Origin of the sequence: Rossellomorea sp. DA94 (assembly GCF_029834455.1) — a bacterium.
Taxonomy (GTDB): domain Bacteria; phylum Bacillota; class Bacilli; order Bacillales; family Bacillaceae_B; genus Rossellomorea; species Rossellomorea vietnamensis.
The window spans coordinates 1,546,908-1,562,870 of sequence record NZ_CP122397.1; the positions used below are offsets into that span (position 1 = coordinate 1,546,908).

The following is a 15,963-nucleotide window of genomic DNA, read 5'->3' on the forward strand; positions in this document are numbered from 1 at the left end:
GGTTGTGTACTATAATGAACCTATACAAAAATTCATAAACCCTTTTGGGTAGAATAGATAGAATATAAGAAAAGGAGTGAGAGGATGTCTGTACGTTTTATTCTCGGACGCTCCGGTACGGGGAAAACCCATCACATATTGGATGAGATGAAGAAGAGTTTGTTGGAAGCCCCGAATGGAGATCCAATCATCTATATCGTACCGGATCAAATGTCCTTTATATCTGAATACGAGCTCGTAAACACGCCTGGATTGAATGGTATGATCCGCGGACAGGTGTTCAGCTTCACCCGCCTTGCGTGGAAGATCCTCCAGGAAACCGGTGGAATGAGCCGTTATCACCTATCTGATGTCGGTTTGAATATGATGATCCGGAAGATCATAGACGAAAACAAGGAGAATCTCCATATTTTCACCAAGGCATCGGACAAGCCGGGATTCATTCATCATGTGGAAACGATTGTCAAGGAGTTCAAACGCTATTGCATAACGCCCGCGGACCTCCAGGGGTTCGAGGGAGACAATGATCGCTCCAAGGTACTGAAGGATAAGCTTCATGACCTTGAACTGATTTATGAGAAATTTGAGGAAAAGCTTTTCGGAAAGTACATTGATTCGGAAGATTATTTTCAACTTCTGGCTGATCATGTGAAAAACTCAGACCTCCTGAAAGAGGCAGAGATCTACATAGACGGCTTTCATAGTTTCACTCCACAGGAATACCTCATAATCGATCAGCTCATACAACATACAAAAAAAGTGACGGTTGCCCTTACAACGGATCCGGGGCAGCCAATTGATGCCATGAACGAGCTAAGCCTGTATCGGATGACAAACGAAACCTATCATACACTTCAGGATATATGCAGGGTCGCAGGGGTATCGGTAAATGAAGAGGTGCTCCATAAACCGATCCGCTACAGAAGTGAAACGATGCTTCATTTAGAGCGTCATTTTGAAGATCGGCCAACGATTCCCTACGAAGGAGGAAAGAGTGCCCTTGAATTCCTCGAAGCGTCCAACCGTCGTGCTGAGGTTGAAGGAATCGCAAGGGAGATCAGAAAGCTTGCCCGGGAAGAAGGGTACCGTTACAAGGATATCGCCGTATTGGTTCGGAACAGTCAGGATTATCGTGATAAGGTCGAAACGATTTTTCAAGATTATGCGATTCCCTTTTTCCTTGATCAGAAGCGGACGATGCTGAACCATCCTCTCATCGAGCTCATTCGCTCCACACTTGAAATCATGAACACGAACTGGAGGTATGAGCCGGTTTTTCGGGCAGTGAAAACAGACCTTTTATTTCCATATCAGAAAAATCCCACTGATTTGCGTGAAAAGATGGACCGGCTGGAGAATTATGTGCTTGCTTATGGAATAAAGGGAGATCGGTGGACGAAGAAAGACCGCTGGAAATATCGTCGCTTCAGGGGCCTTGAACATGTGGACGCCCCGCAGACCGACCGGGAGAGGGAGCTTGAGCACGAGATCAATGAATTACGGTTATTTATCTCGGCACCGATCATCCGACTGGGGAAACGATTAAAGAAGCGCGCTACGGGACGGGAATACTGTGAGGCCCTTTATCTTTATCTGGAAGAGCTGGATATTCCGGCAAAGCTTGAACGGATGCGCATGGAAGCAGAGGAAAAAGGGAATTTGATCGCAGCAAGGGAACATGACCAGGCGTGGTCGGCAGTGATGGATCTGCTTGATCAATATGTAGAGATGCTTGGTGATGAAGACACGACCATGAAGAAATTCTCATCCATCCTTGATGCAGGGATTGAAACGATGGAATTCTCCTTAGTCCCACCTGCCATTGATCAGGTCATTATTGCAGATCTCGAGAAATCCAGGCTTGGCGATATCAGAGCCGCGTTCATCATTGGAGTGAATGACGGGGTCCTCCCTGCGAAAATGAATGAAGACGGAGTCCTGTCCGATGAAGATCGTGAGTCATTGATCACAAGGGGATTCAAGATCGCACCGAGTAACAGGACGAAGCTGTTGGATGAAGAGTTTGTGGCGTATAAAGCGTTCACGACTCCGGCCGAACGCCTTTTCATCAGCTATCCCATCGCCAATGAAGAAGGAAAGGCACTCTTGCCTTCTTCGTTTATTAAGCGATTGAATGAAATGTTCCCGGGTGCGCATACAAAGCTTCTCATCAATGAACCGTCAGAACTATCCGAAGAAGATCAGCTTCATTACGTCTGTCATCCGAATGTGACGATTTCCCATCTGACGTCGCAGCTTCAGTTAAAGAAGAGGGAGTATCCAATTCATGACTTCTGGTGGGATGTATACAATTTTTATACTGAGTCCAATGAATGGAAATGGCATGCCGGACATATCCTGTCGAGCCTTTTTTATGAAAATCGCGGAAAGCAACTGTCAGAGGATACGAGCAAAGATTTGTACGGAGACCATATCCTTGCCAGTGTTTCCCGGATGGAGCTCTTTCACAGCTGCCCATTCTCCCATTTTGCCAGTCACGGATTGAAGCTCAGGGAACGGGATTTCTTCAAATTAGAGGCACCGGATATCGGTGAGATGTTCCACTCGGCTTTAAAGTGGATCTCAGAAGAAGTCGAACGTCATGGAATGACTTGGGCATCACTCTCGAAATCCCAGTGTTTGCAGTTGGCGAAAGAAGCCGTCCTGATGCTCGCACCGAAGCTGCAGCATCAGATCCTATTAAGCTCGAACCGGCATTATTATATCGCTCAGAAGCTTGAGCAAATCATAGGCAGGGCAAGCCTCATCTTAAGTGAACATGCAAAGGCCAGCGGGTTTGTGCCTGTCGGGGTGGAACTTGGATTCGGTCCACAGGCGACTCTGCCGCCGTTCCAGTTCCAATTGAGAAATGGGACGAAGATGGAGTTGCAGGGAAGGATTGACCGGGTGGATAAAGCGGAGGATGCAAACGGGGTGTATCTCAGAATCGTCGATTACAAATCGAGCGCCAGGGATTTGGATATGACGGAAGTCTATTACGGGTTGGCCCTGCAAATGCTGACATATTTGGACATTGTGTTAACCAATTCAAAACAGTTCGTCGGAAAGGAAGCGAAGCCTGCCGGTGTACTTTATTTCCATGTTCACAACCCGATGATCAACAGCAAGAAGATCCTGACGATGGATCAAATCGAGAACGAGATTTTCAAGAGCTTTAAGATGAAGGGCCTCGTCCTTGGGGATTCCGACATTGTCAGATTGATGGACCAGACGCTCGATACGGGGAATTCCGATATCATTTCAGCAGGGATCAAGAAGGACGGTACGTTATCTTCCCGTTCGAAGGCGGCTTCAGGTGAAGACTTTCATTATATGCGTCAACATGTCAGGAAGCTCTATGAAGCCTCCGGGAACCGGATCATCTCAGGAGAGACGGATATAGCTCCATATAAGCTCAAGGACCGGACACCGTGTCAATTTTGTTCGTTCCGTTCCGTCTGTCAATTTGATCATTCGTTGGAGGAAAACGAGTACAGGGTGCTGCCGACAGCGAAACCGGAAGATTTATTACGGAAAGTGAGAGAGGAGGCAGAATTCAATGAATAAAGACAGTATTCCAGTCAAACCGGATCATGTTACATGGACGGAGGATCAGTGGAAGGCCATCTGGGCAAAAGGACAGGATATTTTGGTCGCTGCAGCGGCAGGGTCGGGTAAGACGGCTGTCCTGGTAGAGAGGATCATTCAAAAGATTCTCTCAGAAGAAGACAGGATGGACGTGGATGAATTATTGGTTGTTACCTTTACCAATGCTTCAGCGGCTGAAATGAGACATAGGATCGGCGTGGCGCTGGAGAAGGCAATCGATGAGGATCCCCATTCCCGTCATTTAAGGAAGCAGCTCAGTTTACTGAACCGGGCGTCCATTTCGACCCTGCACTCCTTTTGCTTAGAAGTGATACGAAAATACTATTATCTCATTGATATCGATCCTGGATTCAGGATCGCAGATGAGACAGAAGGCGACCTGCTTCGGGATGAGGTCCTTGACGATCTTTTTGAAGAGGAATACGGCAAAGAAGCTAATCAGGACTTCTTTAGGCTTGTCGATACATTTACGAACGACCGGAGTGACGGGGCCCTGCAGGATATGATCAGGAAGCTGTATGATTTTTCCCGCTCCCATCCGAACCCCGATGAGTGGTTGAGAAGTCTCAAAGATCTGTATGAGGTGGAGGAAGGAAAGGAAATCGATCAACTCTCCTTTATTGAGCCTCTTCTGACAGATATCCGATTACAGCTTCATGGTGCAAAAAGCTTATTTCAACGTGCTCTGGAACTCACCCGTGTGCCGGGGGGGCCTGGTCCGAGAGCGGAGAATTTCTTAAGCGATATCGAGATCGTCGAGAGCCTGGAGGAAAGTCTTGCAACTTCCTGGAACACTTTATATGAAACGATACAAACCCTGCCCTTTACGAAGCTGAAAGCATGCAGGGGAGACGATTATGATAAAGAAATAGTGGATGAAGCGAAGAAACTCCGGGATCAAGGAAAGAAAACTCTGGAAAAGCTTCAGGAGGATTTCTTTTCAAGAAGACCCGGTTCATTCCTTGAAGATATGCGAAAAATGAAGGACGTGATCCACACCCTTGCGGAAGTGGTGATCGAATTCGGTAACCGTTTCAGGCTAGTGAAAGAAGAAAAGGGACTCGTCGATTTTGCCGATTTGGAACATTTTTGTCTCGACATTTTAAGGGACCCTGCATCTGATGCGTTGGTCCCATCAGAAGCAGCGAGTCTTTACAAGAATAAGTTCAAAGAAGTACTGGTGGATGAATACCAGGATACGAATATGGTTCAGGAATCCATCCTCCTTCTCATTACCGAGGAACGTGAAGAAATTGGAAACCGGTTCATGGTGGGGGATGTAAAGCAATCCATCTACCGTTTCAGATTAGCGGAACCGAATCTGTTTTTAGGAAAGTATACCCGTTTTCTTCCCGAGAGAGGGGAAGCCGGATTGAAGATCGATCTTTCCCAAAACTTCCGAAGCCGGAAAGAAGTGCTAGAAGGGACGAACTTCTTATTTAAACAGATCATGGGTCCATCGGTCGGTGAAATGGAATACAACAGGGAAGCCGAACTTGTAAAAGGTGCTCCGTATCCGGAAGAAACGGAATATCCGATTGAAGTGGCCATCATCGATCAGGAATCGGAGGAACCGTCTGGCGGTGGTGATGAAGAGGGGCTGTCCATCTTTGATGAAGGGGATATCGAGAAATCGGTCCTTGAAGCCCGTTATATGGCTAACAAAGTGAAAAGGATGATCGAAGAGCGGACACCGGTCTATGATGCCAAAACGAAGACCGAGCGTCCGATACAGTACCGTGACGTCGTCATCCTGCTTCGCTCCATGCCTTGGGCGGCAGAAATCATGGAAGAATTCAAGCGCCAGGGAATACCGATTTATGCAAATTTATCTACAGGATATTTCGAGGCGACCGAGATCGCCATTATGCTTTCCCTGCTGAAAGTGATCGATAATCCATACCAGGATATCCCCCTTGCGTCCGTTCTAAGATCTCCGATTGTCGGACTCGATGAGCAGGGTCTTGCCAGTATCCGGATCCATTCCAGGGCAGGGACGTATTACGAAGCGTTGAAGACATTTGCCAGTGAAAAGCCGGGCAATCCCCGTGAAGAAGAAACATTCGAAAAGGTCAAAGTGTTCCTTTATCATCTTGGGAACTGGCGGACGAAGGCAAGGCAGGGCTCTGTGACAGAATTAATCTGGCAATTGTACCGGGATACCCGATTCTATGACTATGTAGGAGGGATGGCCGGTGGGAAGCAGCGTCAGGCTAATCTCAGGGCTCTTTATGACCGTGCCCGGCAATACGAAGAAACTTCCTTCCGGGGATTATTCCGATTCCTGCGATTCATTGACAGGATGAGGGAAAGGGGAGATGACCTCGGAGTGGCGAGAGCCCTGAGTGAACAGGAAGATGTGGTACGGTTAATGACGATCCACTCCAGTAAAGGCCTTGAGTTCCCCGTCGTATTTGTCGCCGGGACCTCTAAACAATTCAACCTGATGGATCTGAATGCAGCATACTTATTAGATAAAGACCTGGGATTGGCCGTGAAATACACTGATGCAGCTAAACGAATCAGCTACCCGTCCCTTCCCCAATTGGCGTTCAAGCGGAAGAAGCGAATGGAAGCAATCTCGGAGGAAATGCGGGTGCTGTATGTGGCCTTGACCCGGGCCAAGGAGAAGTTATATCTGGTCGGCACCGTGAAAAGCCTGGAGAAATCGCTGAAGAAATGGCGAGGGGCTTTAAGCCAGACAGATTGGTTATTATCTGATTATGACCGGGCCGGGGCGAGTTCTTATCTTGATTGGATAGGTCCGTCCCTCATGCGTCATCCACAGTGTGGGGAGCTTGGCTCGTCAGGAGCGTCAGGAGTCGGCTTGATGAATGAAGAGATTCTCAATCACCCTTCCTGCTTTCAGATCACGAAAATTCATAAATCCGAGTTGATCGCGGACGAGGATGAGAAAATGAATGAAGAAAAAACGTGGCAGGAGAAAGTGAAGAATGGTGAAGTGGTGGATATTGTGTCATCCCATCAAGAAGAGGTATTAGAACGTCTGTCGTGGGAATACCCTCATATACGTGCTACAAACCTACGTTCAAAACAATCGGTTTCAGAGCTGAAACGGATGGTTGAAGTACGGGATGAAGCCTCAAGTATTGATATCCTGAGGCAGCACCAGAAGCCTGTGTATAATCGACCTCAGTTCATGCAATCGAAGGAACTGTCCCCTGCGGAAAAGGGAACAGCCATGCACACAGTCATGCAGCATATTTCTTTTGACGATGGTGTGCCGACAGAGGAAAAGGTTGAAGATCTTTTATCAAGGCTTGTCCAGAAAGAAATCCTGACGGAAGAACAGAAACTGGCGGTGTCAGTCGAACACATCGCAGGCTTCTTCCAGAGTGGACTCGGTCAGAGGATGGCAAACGCCCGGAATATAGAGCGGGAAATCCCATTCAGTATGAGCGTCCCCCTTAGTGAAATATCGGAAACGGGTGAAGAAGCACCTGAAGAAACCATACTTGTTCAAGGGGTCATCGACTGTGTATTCAGGGATGAGTCGGGGATCGTCCTATTGGATTACAAGACAGACGGTATCCATGACCGCTATCAGGGCGGGTTCACTGAAGCGAGGCCAGTCCTTGAAGAAAGGTATAAAGTACAAATCGAATTATACACCCGGGCATTGGAATCCATATGGAAGGAACCGGTAGCAGAAAAGTATCTGTATTTCTTCGATGGAGGACATGTGTTGGAGTTATAAAAGGAAACACTTCGGAGCATTAGCTTCGAAGTGTTTTGTTAAAAGAATATCTGAACGATCATTCGAAATCGTTCGGATTAATCATTTAGCTGTTTACATAAATACTTTCACTTTTAGATGTAGCGAGTAGTGGTTGATTTCCGCTGCAGGTGCTCGCTTTCCGCGGGGCGTGAGTTGAGCCTCCTCGGGCTTTTGCCCTGCGGGGTCTCAAGATCCAGCTCCGGTGGCTAGCCCTTCGAGGTCATAAGCTAAATGGTCCAAGAAGGCACAAAACGCCTTCTTAGCCCATTCATCTTATGCTTGTCGGGGCTGAGCAAGCCACCTCCGCTTTTCAGGCTTTCCCGCTATTCCCGTCGGAGTCGAGCACCTTCCGCTCCAATCAACTTTCCAAGTGTAAGTTTTCACTATCACAATATAATGTAAAGATTGCTTTACCCTCACATTCACCAACTCTTACCGATTACTGTCCAACCTGACGTGAATGACTCATTTTACTCCAACACATCTAAAATGAGGGAAGATTCGAAACCTGCAGTCTGTGTATGTATAACATTCTGGTGAAATGTTCCTTTTATAATTATTGCTAAAGCACGTTCAGTGTATAAAGCAGGTTCTAGCTATTGATTGGAGTGCAAGACGAAGACTCCTACGGGAAAAGCGGAATAGGTAAGACCCCGCCAGGAGCGTTAGCGACGAGGAGGCTTGCCTTCCGCCCGAGGAAAGCGAAGTCTTGCACGGAAATCAATAGCGGTGTAACAAGTGATCCTAACTTTTATTGTTCCTTTAGAGCAAATGGATTTAGTTATCTCCCAGCCCATTTTTTTGCTACTACAGGGGAATACCTATACTAAACACTTATTGAGGGATGGTGAAAGATGAGTAAAAGAGCAATTGGTGCATGTGAGTTATGTGCCAGGAGAAATGTAGAGATCACGATTCATCACCTCACACCTAAGGAGGTCGGGGGAACATTCCTCCCCACGGCACAACTATGCATCCCTTGTCACAAACAGATTCATTCCCTTTACACAAATGACGAGCTTGGCGCTAGATTGAATTCAATTGAAGAGTTAAGAAAAGATGAGAAGATTCATGCATTCATAAAATGGATCCGTAAGCAGCCGCCTACGAAGTTAATCAAAACAAAGAAAAGTCACGAGCGAAGAAAGAAGAGATAGTCGATACAAAAAAACCAAAAAGCCTGCTGGTGGGCTTTTTGGTTTTTTAGTTATTTCCGGTAATTGGCTGGTCTACCACGTTGCAATCAAATGTTGTATTAACACTAAATACATTGTAGCTCAGTTGAAATGGTCCGGTATTGAATCCACCAGAACCACTGAACGTTTTCGATGCGGACTTAGGGGAGATAATACCTGTATCCCCAAACTGTACACTTCCTCCGCCTACATTAAGAATAGCGACAGGACCTACTAAAGCGGGCATATTCAACATCCTCTTCAAAAAATATCTATACAATTAACCTATGTGGAATAGGTTAGAATGTTCATGTTCCCCGTTTCTACGGGTTTCTAGTCCGGCTGGTCTATGGTTTCAAAGTTTTCCAGCTCTTCATGTTTTTTAGGCTCAAGTTGTCGGATATGTTTTACCCTTGCTTCCATTGCAACATTTGACGTATTTCCAATATGGATAATGGAAGAGAACGCTGTAGCCTTTACAAATATTTGATCCACTTTGATCGGACAAAGGTTCAGTCTGTTGACTCTCACTGTTGGATCGATGGGAGGTTTTTTCAGTGGACCTTGAAAAACATCAGAATCAAAACTTCCTTCACTCGTCAAGAAAAATTCTTTCTCTCGTTGGACCGCATAGGCAAAGGATAGAGCATTTATATTTTCGGAATCGCCTAGTTGATAGAGAGAGCTAAAGGATAACGTTATGCCATCTAATTTGTTTACAATCGAATAACGCTTAAACATCAATCATCCTTTCGGTGTCAGTGGAACGAATGGACCGACGATCAATGACTCTGGCGGTGTATCGAATGCAGAAGTCAGCTGAATGATATCAGCGTCCCCGATCAGGACGAGGGACGAGCTCGCCACCCCTGCAATCTCGATATTACCGACGGACAATTCACGATTGATTACTTGGAGGTTCATTGTTATTCATCCCTTCCATATTCTCCGGCATCTGGGACATAAAGGAGAAGAGTGCCGTTTGAATATCCTGTTTGATTTTTGAAATGATTTTTCTTTCCCATTCCCCTTCAGATTGTTTGGACTCAACATGCGGTATGTTCTCCAGATAGAAATCGATTCTCTGCGGCATCTGATTCAGAAGATCTTGCTGCACCATTTCATAATAGGAAGGATCGAGGGATCGTTGGAATTGCATTTCGTTGTCTTGAATCAGGGCAGGTACTTCGTTTTGAATGTACGCTTGTATTTCTTTCGTTATTCTTTCTTTATAAGGAGTCAGGTCTTTGATCGAATCGACATTCACATTCTGATCCACGGCCATATCTTCTATCGTATCCTTTAAATTACTTGGATTAAGGCCGATGTTCAATGTGCCGTCCAGAGACTCGACTTTAAGCTGATCGAACTTATATTCAATTTTTTCAACATTGATCTTGGGGGTATCTTTGATCGTCGTCAATTCCTGTGAGAGCTCATCTACTTTCTTTTCTAACGCGACAATTCTCGAATTCAACATGTCGATATACTGATACAGTTGTTGGGGTGTCATATAGTAATTAGTCATCCTGCCACCTCTTTTCTTGTCGCGGACTCTTTTTAAGGCCTTTGAAGAGGAACTAAAGGAGATGCTGATGGTCCCTGTGACACACTCCCGTTCTTTTCTGCTTCAGGAGCAGGTTCTGTGAAACCACCGGTATTATACAGATAGTCATTTGTATTTATTTGTCCGCATGTACCAATCTGCAATACGGAAGAATTGGACATTCCCCCGATTTTAATGAAGTGTATCTGTATGGATTGTTGAACATAATAATTCGTCATTTTCGCATCACACTCATAGGGTAAAGTTTATTCCTTGATCCATTCCATCGTCGTCAACCGTGTAGGTCAAGGAACTTTCATTATAGACGGAAATCCCTCTACCTGTAATAAATGAACCTGCACCGGCAAAGGTTTTGGCTGTTGATATCGGACTGATGTTAAAGACGTCCCCAATGTGAAAGACGGCACTGGAACCGACGTTTATGACTTGTGCTATTCCTACAATTGCAGGCATTCTGACTCACACCTTTAAGACAAAGTTAATTATTGTTATTCTATGTTAAGAACATGAATAGGTGATAATCGCCTAAATGACCGTTTCAGGTTAGAATAGAAATTAGATCAATGATTTCGGAGGAAAATGAATGAACAACTTGTCGCCAATTGAACAATCAGAACGTATTGTAACTCTCGATGTGATCAGGGGATTCTCTCTGCTTGGCATCTTTATCATCAACATGATTTCCTTTCATTCACCGTTTCTGTACCTTGATCCGTATACCTGGTGGAAAACGCCTGAAGATACGGCATTATTTCCTTGGATTGATGTTTTGGTCCAAGCGAGTTTCTATCCCTTATTCGCCATGATGTTTGGCTATGGGCTGGGGATTCAGCAGCAAAGGGCAACGATGAAAGGAACGTCCTTCTACCTGTTTGGGGTAAGAAGACTCCTTATTTTATTGGGTATCGGCTGTATTCATGCCTTCCTGATCTGGTCAGGGGACATTCTGATAAATTACGCCGTTTTCGGTCTGATCCTTCTTGGTTTCATGCGGCTTTCCGGGAAGGGCTTAATGTGGCTTGGAGGAATTCTATTTCTCATGCCGCAGTTGTTCTTTAGTATTTTACTAGTGTTGATGACATTCTCTGATCCCACGGGTGTGACCAATTATACGAACATTGCCGCATTGCAGGATTCGGTCGCCGCCTATGCGTCAGGAAGCTTCAGCAGTATCATGGAACAGCGCTTTCAGGACTGGTATATAGTGAACTCACCTGACAATCTTTTATTCTTATTACTTTCGATTCTTCCTATGATGATGATCGGGGCAGGCGCAAGTAAACTTCAGCTATTGAGCAAAGTCAGAAAGCATAAGAAGGTTTGGATGATAACGGGTGGATGTACGTTACTCGTTGGAATCATCATTAAATCGCTGCCGTTACTCATTGAGTCCAACTTCGCTTACAGCTATATACAGGACTTTTTAGGAGGTCCGTTCTTATCAGTATCTTATGCAATAATCCTTTCATTATTATTGTTGAATGAAAAAATGATGAAATGGAGCAAGCCATTCGCTTCAGTAGGGAAGATGTCCCTTTCAAATTACCTGATGCAATCCATCATCGGCACCCTGATTTTCTATTCCTATGGGTTTGGACTTTACGGAGAAGTGACGTTAACGACAGGGACGATGCTCGCAGTGGGGATTTATGTCATACAGGTGATCCTTTCTGAAATTTGGTTATCCAAGTTTCAATATGGACCTGTTGAAAAGCTTTGGCGAGTATTAAGTTATGGGAGACGCAATGTTGTGAAAAAGGGAGAAGTGTAAAACTGGAAAAGGGGATGAAGAAGGATGAAATTCGTTAGCTATGCAGTTGAGGGGAACGAAACATATGGAGTGGAAGTGGAAGGAAGGATCATTGATTTAGCGGGGGTGGATGAATTACCCGGGGATTTACTTCAGGGAATCGAAGCCGGGGAAGATTTTCTTAAACGTGCGGAAGCGGTTCTTAGGGAAAAGGGTGGAGCTCTTCCATCATTCCGAAAAGATGAAGTGCAGTGGCTTTCCCCGATTCCGAGAGTGAAGAGAAACATCATGTGTGTAGGAAAGAACTATCGTGAACATGCCATTGAAATGGGCGGTGAACAGGATATCCCGAAGAATATCATGATTTTCACGAAAGCAACCCACACGGTCATCGGTCACGGGGAAACGGTGCTTCATCATGATGACATCACGGAGGAGCTTGATTATGAAGGGGAACTGGCCGTCATCATAGGAAGGAAAGGGAGAGGGATTTCTCCTGAAGAAGCGATGGACCATGTGTTTGGTTATTCGATCCTGAATGATATCACAGCCCGAGACCTCCAAAAAAAGCATGGCCAATTTTTCATCGGGAAAAGCCTGGATACAACCTGCCCCATGGGTCCATCCCTTGTGACAAAGGATGAAGTGGATGACCCTCAGAATCTGTCCATCACCACGAAGGTCAATGGCGAAATCCGCCAGTCTTCCAATACGGGACAAATGATTTTCTCCATTCCGACGATTATTTCCACCCTGTCTAAAGGAATGACGCTGTTGCCGGGGGATGTCATTGCGACAGGAACACCTTCTGGAGTCGGAAAAGGCTACAATCCCCCACGCTTTTTAAGAAAGGGAGATGTAGTGGAAATCGAAATAGAAGGATTGGGAATTTTGACAAATCGGTTACAGGCTTAGTTAAAATTTCTGTTGATGTACAGACTGTGGTAATATTATGAGCGTAAACTATCTACCTGTAGGAGGTTCAATATGTTTGATAATACACATGCCCATATTACAACATGGGTCGTTGCCATCATTCTTTTCTTTGTAGCGGTCGGACTGCATAACGCAGGAAAGAAAAAAGGCATGAAAGTTGTACATATGATCTTACGATTATTTTACTTGCTCATTATTCTAACCGGTGCCCTTTTATTCTGGAAGCATCAGGGAATCAATCCGGCCCTTTATGGCATTAAAGGATTGGTGGGAATATGGGTGATCGGGATGTTTGAGATGATCCTGGTCCGCATGAATAAAGGGAAAAGCACGAATGTATTGTGGATTGTCATGGTGGTCGCGCTACTCATTGTTCTATACTTGGGACTGCGTTTACCACTTGGGTTACATCCATTTGCATAAGCTGGAAAGTCTGCTCATTTATGGAGCAGGCTTTTTTATTTTGATCTTTTCGTCAGATATCTCGCACTACTATCGATTGATGATAGACAAACGCCTGTCGGGTATCTTACCTGACAGGCGCTTGTCTTTTGTATGTGGGGAACGATTAAATATTGAAGCTTTCAATGACAATTCGTCTACCCGTACTTAAAGTGAATTCAAAGCGGTCGCGTTTCTTCTTGTAGTAGGTGAAGTGATGCTGGACGGCACATACTTCCACACCGTTATCAAACGTAATGAAGTTTACGCCTTCCTTGATTTTTTGGTTTCCGAGGAAGACAAGGTGGTTATGGCAAAAAATACTGTCATAAATCGAATAGCCAAGGTTATTTAAGGCTGTTGTAAACTGATGAAAGGCATCATCCGAAATCTCTTCTAATAAATTCTCCAATGAATACAATATATTCTTCTTTATTTGAATTCGATCGCCATTCTCGATTCTTATTCGCTCATAGGGGGTGACGATGATACCGTCTTCCAAGAGAACGCCAGAAAGCCACTCTCCATCTCTATACACTTTCAGTTCATGATTGAGGTAAAATTCGAGCTCAGATTCTTCCTCGGCGTCGATCTCGAAAAAGAACCATGTATCTTCTTCGAATAAAGCAGTGCCTTCGGAAAAAGATCTTTTTTGGGATTTTAAAATGTTTGATCGAAATATGTTGCTCAAGTGAATATCCCTCCTTAACTACATTTCTTGTCATAATTATCATATTTCATTCATGTAAAGATTGATTGAGACAATTAACCATTTCTCTCAAAGGGGCATAGAATAATTTATGTGTCAGTGAGCCCAGTTTGTTTGACTAGAAAGTGAGGATGATCACTATGTGCGGAATTACAGGTTGGATCGATTATAAACAAGATATGTCGAATGAAAAAGAAGTTGTTGAAAAAATGGCGGAAACCCTTTCTAAAAGGGGACCTGACGAAACGAATGTATGGGTCGACCAGCATGCTGCGTTCGGTCATAAACGATTGATCGTAGTGGATCCGGCAGGAGGAAGGCAGCCTATGAGCCTCCACCATGACGGACACCTTTTCACCATTTGCTATAACGGAGAGCTATACAATACTGAAGATCTTAGACAAGTACTTATAGAGAAGGGATATACCTTCAAAGGGCATTCTGATACCGAGGTCCTGTTAACCTCTTATATTGAGTGGAGGGAAGAATGTGTCGAGCAACTGAACGGGATTTTCGCCTTTGCCGTATGGGACAGTGAGAAGGGGCATGCCTTTATAGGCAGGGACAGAATGGGCGTAAAGCCTTTATTTTATTTTGAAAAGGATGACGGGATCCTGTTTGCATCAGAAATCAAGGCTTTACTTGCTCATCCTGATGTTTTGCCACAGGTTGATCTGCAGGGGCTTTCAGAAGTGCTCGGCCTCGGCCCATCCCGCACTCCCGGGAATGGGGTGTTCAAAGGGGTGAAGGAACTGCGTCCCGCCCACAGCATGATCTTCTCTAAGGAAGGCTTGACTATTTGGAGATACTGGAATGTAAAAAGTGAGGAGCATACGGATTCGTTCATCGAGACGGTCTCGAAAGTGCGCTTTCTGCTTACGGATGCCATAGAGAGGCAGCTGGTTTCCGATGTACCACTGTGCACATTCTTATCGGGAGGACTCGATTCCAGTGCGATTACGGCGGTGGCAGCAAATTCGTATAAGGATGAGGGGAAAGGGAAACTCCACACGTACTCCATTGATTATGAAGAAAATGATCAATACTTTAAAGCGAATGATTTCCAACCGAATTCCGATGCCCCTTGGATTGAAAAGATGACAGCTGAATTTGATACGATTCATCACAAATGTGAAATCAGTCAACAAGAGTTAAAGGATTATCTGATCGAAGCCGTGCATGTAAGGGACCTTCCGGGTATGGCCGATGTGGATTCATCTCTCTTATGGTTCTGCAGGGAAATCAAAGAGGACTTTACCGTAGGGCTATCAGGTGAATGTGCGGATGAAATCTTCGGGGGGTATCCGTGGTTTCACCGCCCGGAAGATTTCAACCGCAGAGGATTCCCTTGGATGCGTTCCACAGCGGAACGACAGGGGCTTCTCAAAGAAGAGTGGAGTAAGAAATTAAACCTCGAGGAATATGTTCTGGAGCAGTATGATCGTACGGTTGCCGAAACTCCGTTGTTGGATGGGGAAAATGAACTGGAGACCAAAAGGAGACAATTATTCTATTTAAACTTATTATGGTTCATGACGACTTTGCTGGATAGAAAGGACCGCATGAGTATGGGAGCGAGCCTCGAAGTCCGTGTGCCGTTTGCAGACCATAGACTTGTAGAGTACGTGTGGAATATCCCGTGGGAGATGAAAATGCATGAAGGCAGGGAAAAGGGCATCCTGAGGAAGGCACTTGAAGGCGTACTTCCCCATGAAGTCCTTTACCGAAAGAAAAGCCCATACCCGAAAACCCATCACCCGGAGTATACAAAACTGGTCAGTGACTGGCTCAATGAAATCCTGGAAGACAAGTCAAGCATTCTCTATGAATTATTTGACGAGGCGAAACTCAAAGAAATCGTCGCTAGCGGGGGAGCTGCCTTTGAAGTCCCCTGGTACGGCCAACTCATGACCGGTCCCCAACTACTTGCCCACCTTGCCCAGATCCATGTGTGGTTCAAGGATTATAATATTGAAATTGTGGAGTAAAGCAATCAAAGCGACAAAGAATGTAGAGACAGGTACAAACATAGAATGA

At 45.2% G+C, this 15,963-nt stretch carries 14 protein-coding genes; 7 read left to right on the forward strand and 7 right to left on the reverse strand.

Annotated features, from left to right (window positions below; translation table 11 throughout):
• Nucleotides 1-84: 84 nt before the first annotated feature.
• The 3 genes from addB (at nucleotide 85) to P8596_RS08155 (ending at nucleotide 8,505) form a co-directional block, all read left to right on the forward strand.
• A complete protein-coding gene (addB, locus tag P8596_RS08145) occupies nucleotides 85-3,567 on the forward strand; it encodes a helicase-exonuclease AddAB subunit AddB (RefSeq protein WP_224520492.1) in 3,483 nt (1,160 codons plus the stop codon).
• Entirely contained in the window at nucleotides 3,560-7,327 is a 3,768-nt protein-coding gene (gene addA / locus P8596_RS08150) for a helicase-exonuclease AddAB subunit AddA (RefSeq protein ID WP_279726560.1), read from the forward strand. The genes addB and addA overlap by 8 nt, the downstream gene beginning before the upstream one ends.
• An 875-nt stretch (nucleotides 7,328-8,202) precedes the next feature.
• The gene (locus P8596_RS08155; protein WP_034763372.1) at nucleotides 8,203-8,505 is read left to right on the forward strand and encodes an HNH nuclease-like protein HlpB; all 303 of its coding nucleotides are present in this window, start codon (nucleotides 8,203-8,205) and stop codon (nucleotides 8,503-8,505) included.
• 46 nt (nucleotides 8,506-8,551) lie between these two features.
• On the opposite strand, the gene P8596_RS08160 is transcribed toward P8596_RS08155, so the two are convergent.
• The 6 genes from P8596_RS08160 to P8596_RS08185 all read right to left on the reverse strand — a co-directional run bounded on the left by P8596_RS08160 (nucleotide 8,552) and on the right by P8596_RS08185 (nucleotide 10,543).
• A complete protein-coding gene (locus P8596_RS08160) occupies nucleotides 8,552-8,779 on the reverse strand; it encodes a spore germination protein (RefSeq protein WP_479567038.1) in 228 nt (75 codons plus the stop codon).
• Between the two features lie 77 nt (nucleotides 8,780-8,856).
• The gene (locus tag P8596_RS08165) at nucleotides 8,857-9,264 is read right to left on the reverse strand and encodes a spore germination protein GerPE (RefSeq protein ID WP_224520490.1); all 408 of its coding nucleotides are present in this window, start codon (nucleotides 9,262-9,264) and stop codon (nucleotides 8,857-8,859) included.
• Between the two features lie 3 nt (nucleotides 9,265-9,267).
• Nucleotides 9,268-9,447, reverse strand: coding sequence for a spore gernimation protein GerPD (locus P8596_RS08170; RefSeq protein ID WP_224520489.1), 180 nt, complete (start codon nucleotides 9,445-9,447; stop codon nucleotides 9,268-9,270).
• A complete protein-coding gene (gene gerPC / locus P8596_RS08175) occupies nucleotides 9,422-10,051 on the reverse strand; it encodes a spore germination protein GerPC (protein ID WP_224520488.1) in 630 nt (209 codons plus the stop codon). The genes P8596_RS08170 and gerPC overlap by 26 nt, the downstream gene beginning before the upstream one ends.
• Nucleotides 10,052-10,083: 32 nt before the next feature.
• Nucleotides 10,084-10,308, reverse strand: a complete 225-nt coding sequence (locus tag P8596_RS08180) for a spore germination protein GerPB (RefSeq protein ID WP_224520487.1) — start codon at nucleotides 10,306-10,308, stop codon at nucleotides 10,084-10,086.
• A gap of 13 nt (nucleotides 10,309-10,321) precedes the next feature.
• Complete coding sequence (locus P8596_RS08185) at nucleotides 10,322-10,543, reverse strand: spore germination protein (protein ID WP_224520486.1); 222 nt, start codon at nucleotides 10,541-10,543, stop codon at nucleotides 10,322-10,324.
• A 130-nt stretch (nucleotides 10,544-10,673) separates the two neighbouring features.
• Between P8596_RS08185 and P8596_RS08190 the strand changes: the two genes are divergently transcribed.
• The 3 genes from P8596_RS08190 (at nucleotide 10,674) to P8596_RS08200 (ending at nucleotide 13,199) form a co-directional block, all read left to right on the forward strand.
• Nucleotides 10,674-11,861 carry a DUF418 domain-containing protein gene (locus P8596_RS08190; RefSeq protein WP_224520485.1) on the forward strand — a complete coding sequence of 396 codons (1,188 nt, stop codon included), beginning with the start codon at nucleotides 10,674-10,676 and terminating at the stop codon, nucleotides 11,859-11,861.
• A gap of 24 nt (nucleotides 11,862-11,885) precedes the next feature.
• Nucleotides 11,886-12,755: a fumarylacetoacetate hydrolase family protein gene (locus P8596_RS08195; RefSeq protein WP_224520484.1), complete on the forward strand. Its 870-nt coding sequence runs from the start codon at nucleotides 11,886-11,888 to the stop codon at nucleotides 12,753-12,755.
• Nucleotides 12,756-12,827: 72 nt separating this feature from the next.
• The gene (locus P8596_RS08200; RefSeq protein WP_224520483.1) at nucleotides 12,828-13,199 is read left to right on the forward strand and encodes a YisL family protein; all 372 of its coding nucleotides are present in this window, start codon (nucleotides 12,828-12,830) and stop codon (nucleotides 13,197-13,199) included.
• A gap of 145 nt (nucleotides 13,200-13,344) precedes the next feature.
• On the opposite strand, the gene P8596_RS08205 is transcribed toward P8596_RS08200, so the two are convergent.
• Nucleotides 13,345-13,908, reverse strand: a complete 564-nt coding sequence (locus P8596_RS08205) for a DUF2777 family protein (protein WP_060670340.1) — start codon at nucleotides 13,906-13,908, stop codon at nucleotides 13,345-13,347.
• 149 nt (nucleotides 13,909-14,057) lie between these two features.
• Between P8596_RS08205 and asnB the strand changes: the two genes are divergently transcribed.
• Nucleotides 14,058-15,914: an asparagine synthase (glutamine-hydrolyzing) gene (gene asnB, locus P8596_RS08210; RefSeq protein ID WP_224520481.1), complete on the forward strand. Its 1,857-nt coding sequence runs from the start codon at nucleotides 14,058-14,060 to the stop codon at nucleotides 15,912-15,914.
• The last annotated feature ends 49 nt before the right edge of the window (nucleotides 15,915-15,963 follow it).

Coding starts and splice junctions, on each gene's coding strand:
- P8596_RS08200 (WP_224520483.1), top strand. CDS start 12,828: ATGTTTGATAATACACATGCCCATATTACAACATGGGTCGTTGCCATC.
- P8596_RS08160 (WP_479567038.1), bottom strand. CDS start 8,779: ATGTTGAATATGCCCGCTTTAGTAGGTCCTGTCGCTATTCTTAATGTA.
- P8596_RS08185 (WP_224520486.1), bottom strand. CDS start 10,543: ATGCCTGCAATTGTAGGAATAGCACAAGTCATAAACGTCGGTTCCAGT.
- addB (WP_224520492.1), top strand. CDS start 85: ATGTCTGTACGTTTTATTCTCGGACGCTCCGGTACGGGGAAAACCCAT.
- P8596_RS08155 (WP_034763372.1), top strand. CDS start 8,203: ATGAGTAAAAGAGCAATTGGTGCATGTGAGTTATGTGCCAGGAGAAAT.
- asnB (WP_224520481.1), top strand. CDS start 14,058: ATGATCACTATGTGCGGAATTACAGGTTGGATCGATTATAAACAAGAT.
- P8596_RS08170 (WP_224520489.1), bottom strand. CDS start 9,447: ATGAACCTCCAAGTAATCAATCGTGAATTGTCCGTCGGTAATATCGAG.
- addA (WP_279726560.1), top strand. CDS start 3,560: ATGAATAAAGACAGTATTCCAGTCAAACCGGATCATGTTACATGGACG.
- P8596_RS08190 (WP_224520485.1), top strand. CDS start 10,674: ATGAACAACTTGTCGCCAATTGAACAATCAGAACGTATTGTAACTCTC.
- P8596_RS08195 (WP_224520484.1), top strand. CDS start 11,886: ATGAAATTCGTTAGCTATGCAGTTGAGGGGAACGAAACATATGGAGTG.
- P8596_RS08180 (WP_224520487.1), bottom strand. CDS start 10,308: ATGACGAATTATTATGTTCAACAATCCATACAGATACACTTCATTAAA.
- gerPC (WP_224520488.1), bottom strand. CDS start 10,051: ATGACTAATTACTATATGACACCCCAACAACTGTATCAGTATATCGAC.
- P8596_RS08165 (WP_224520490.1), bottom strand. CDS start 9,264: ATGTTTAAGCGTTATTCGATTGTAAACAAATTAGATGGCATAACGTTA.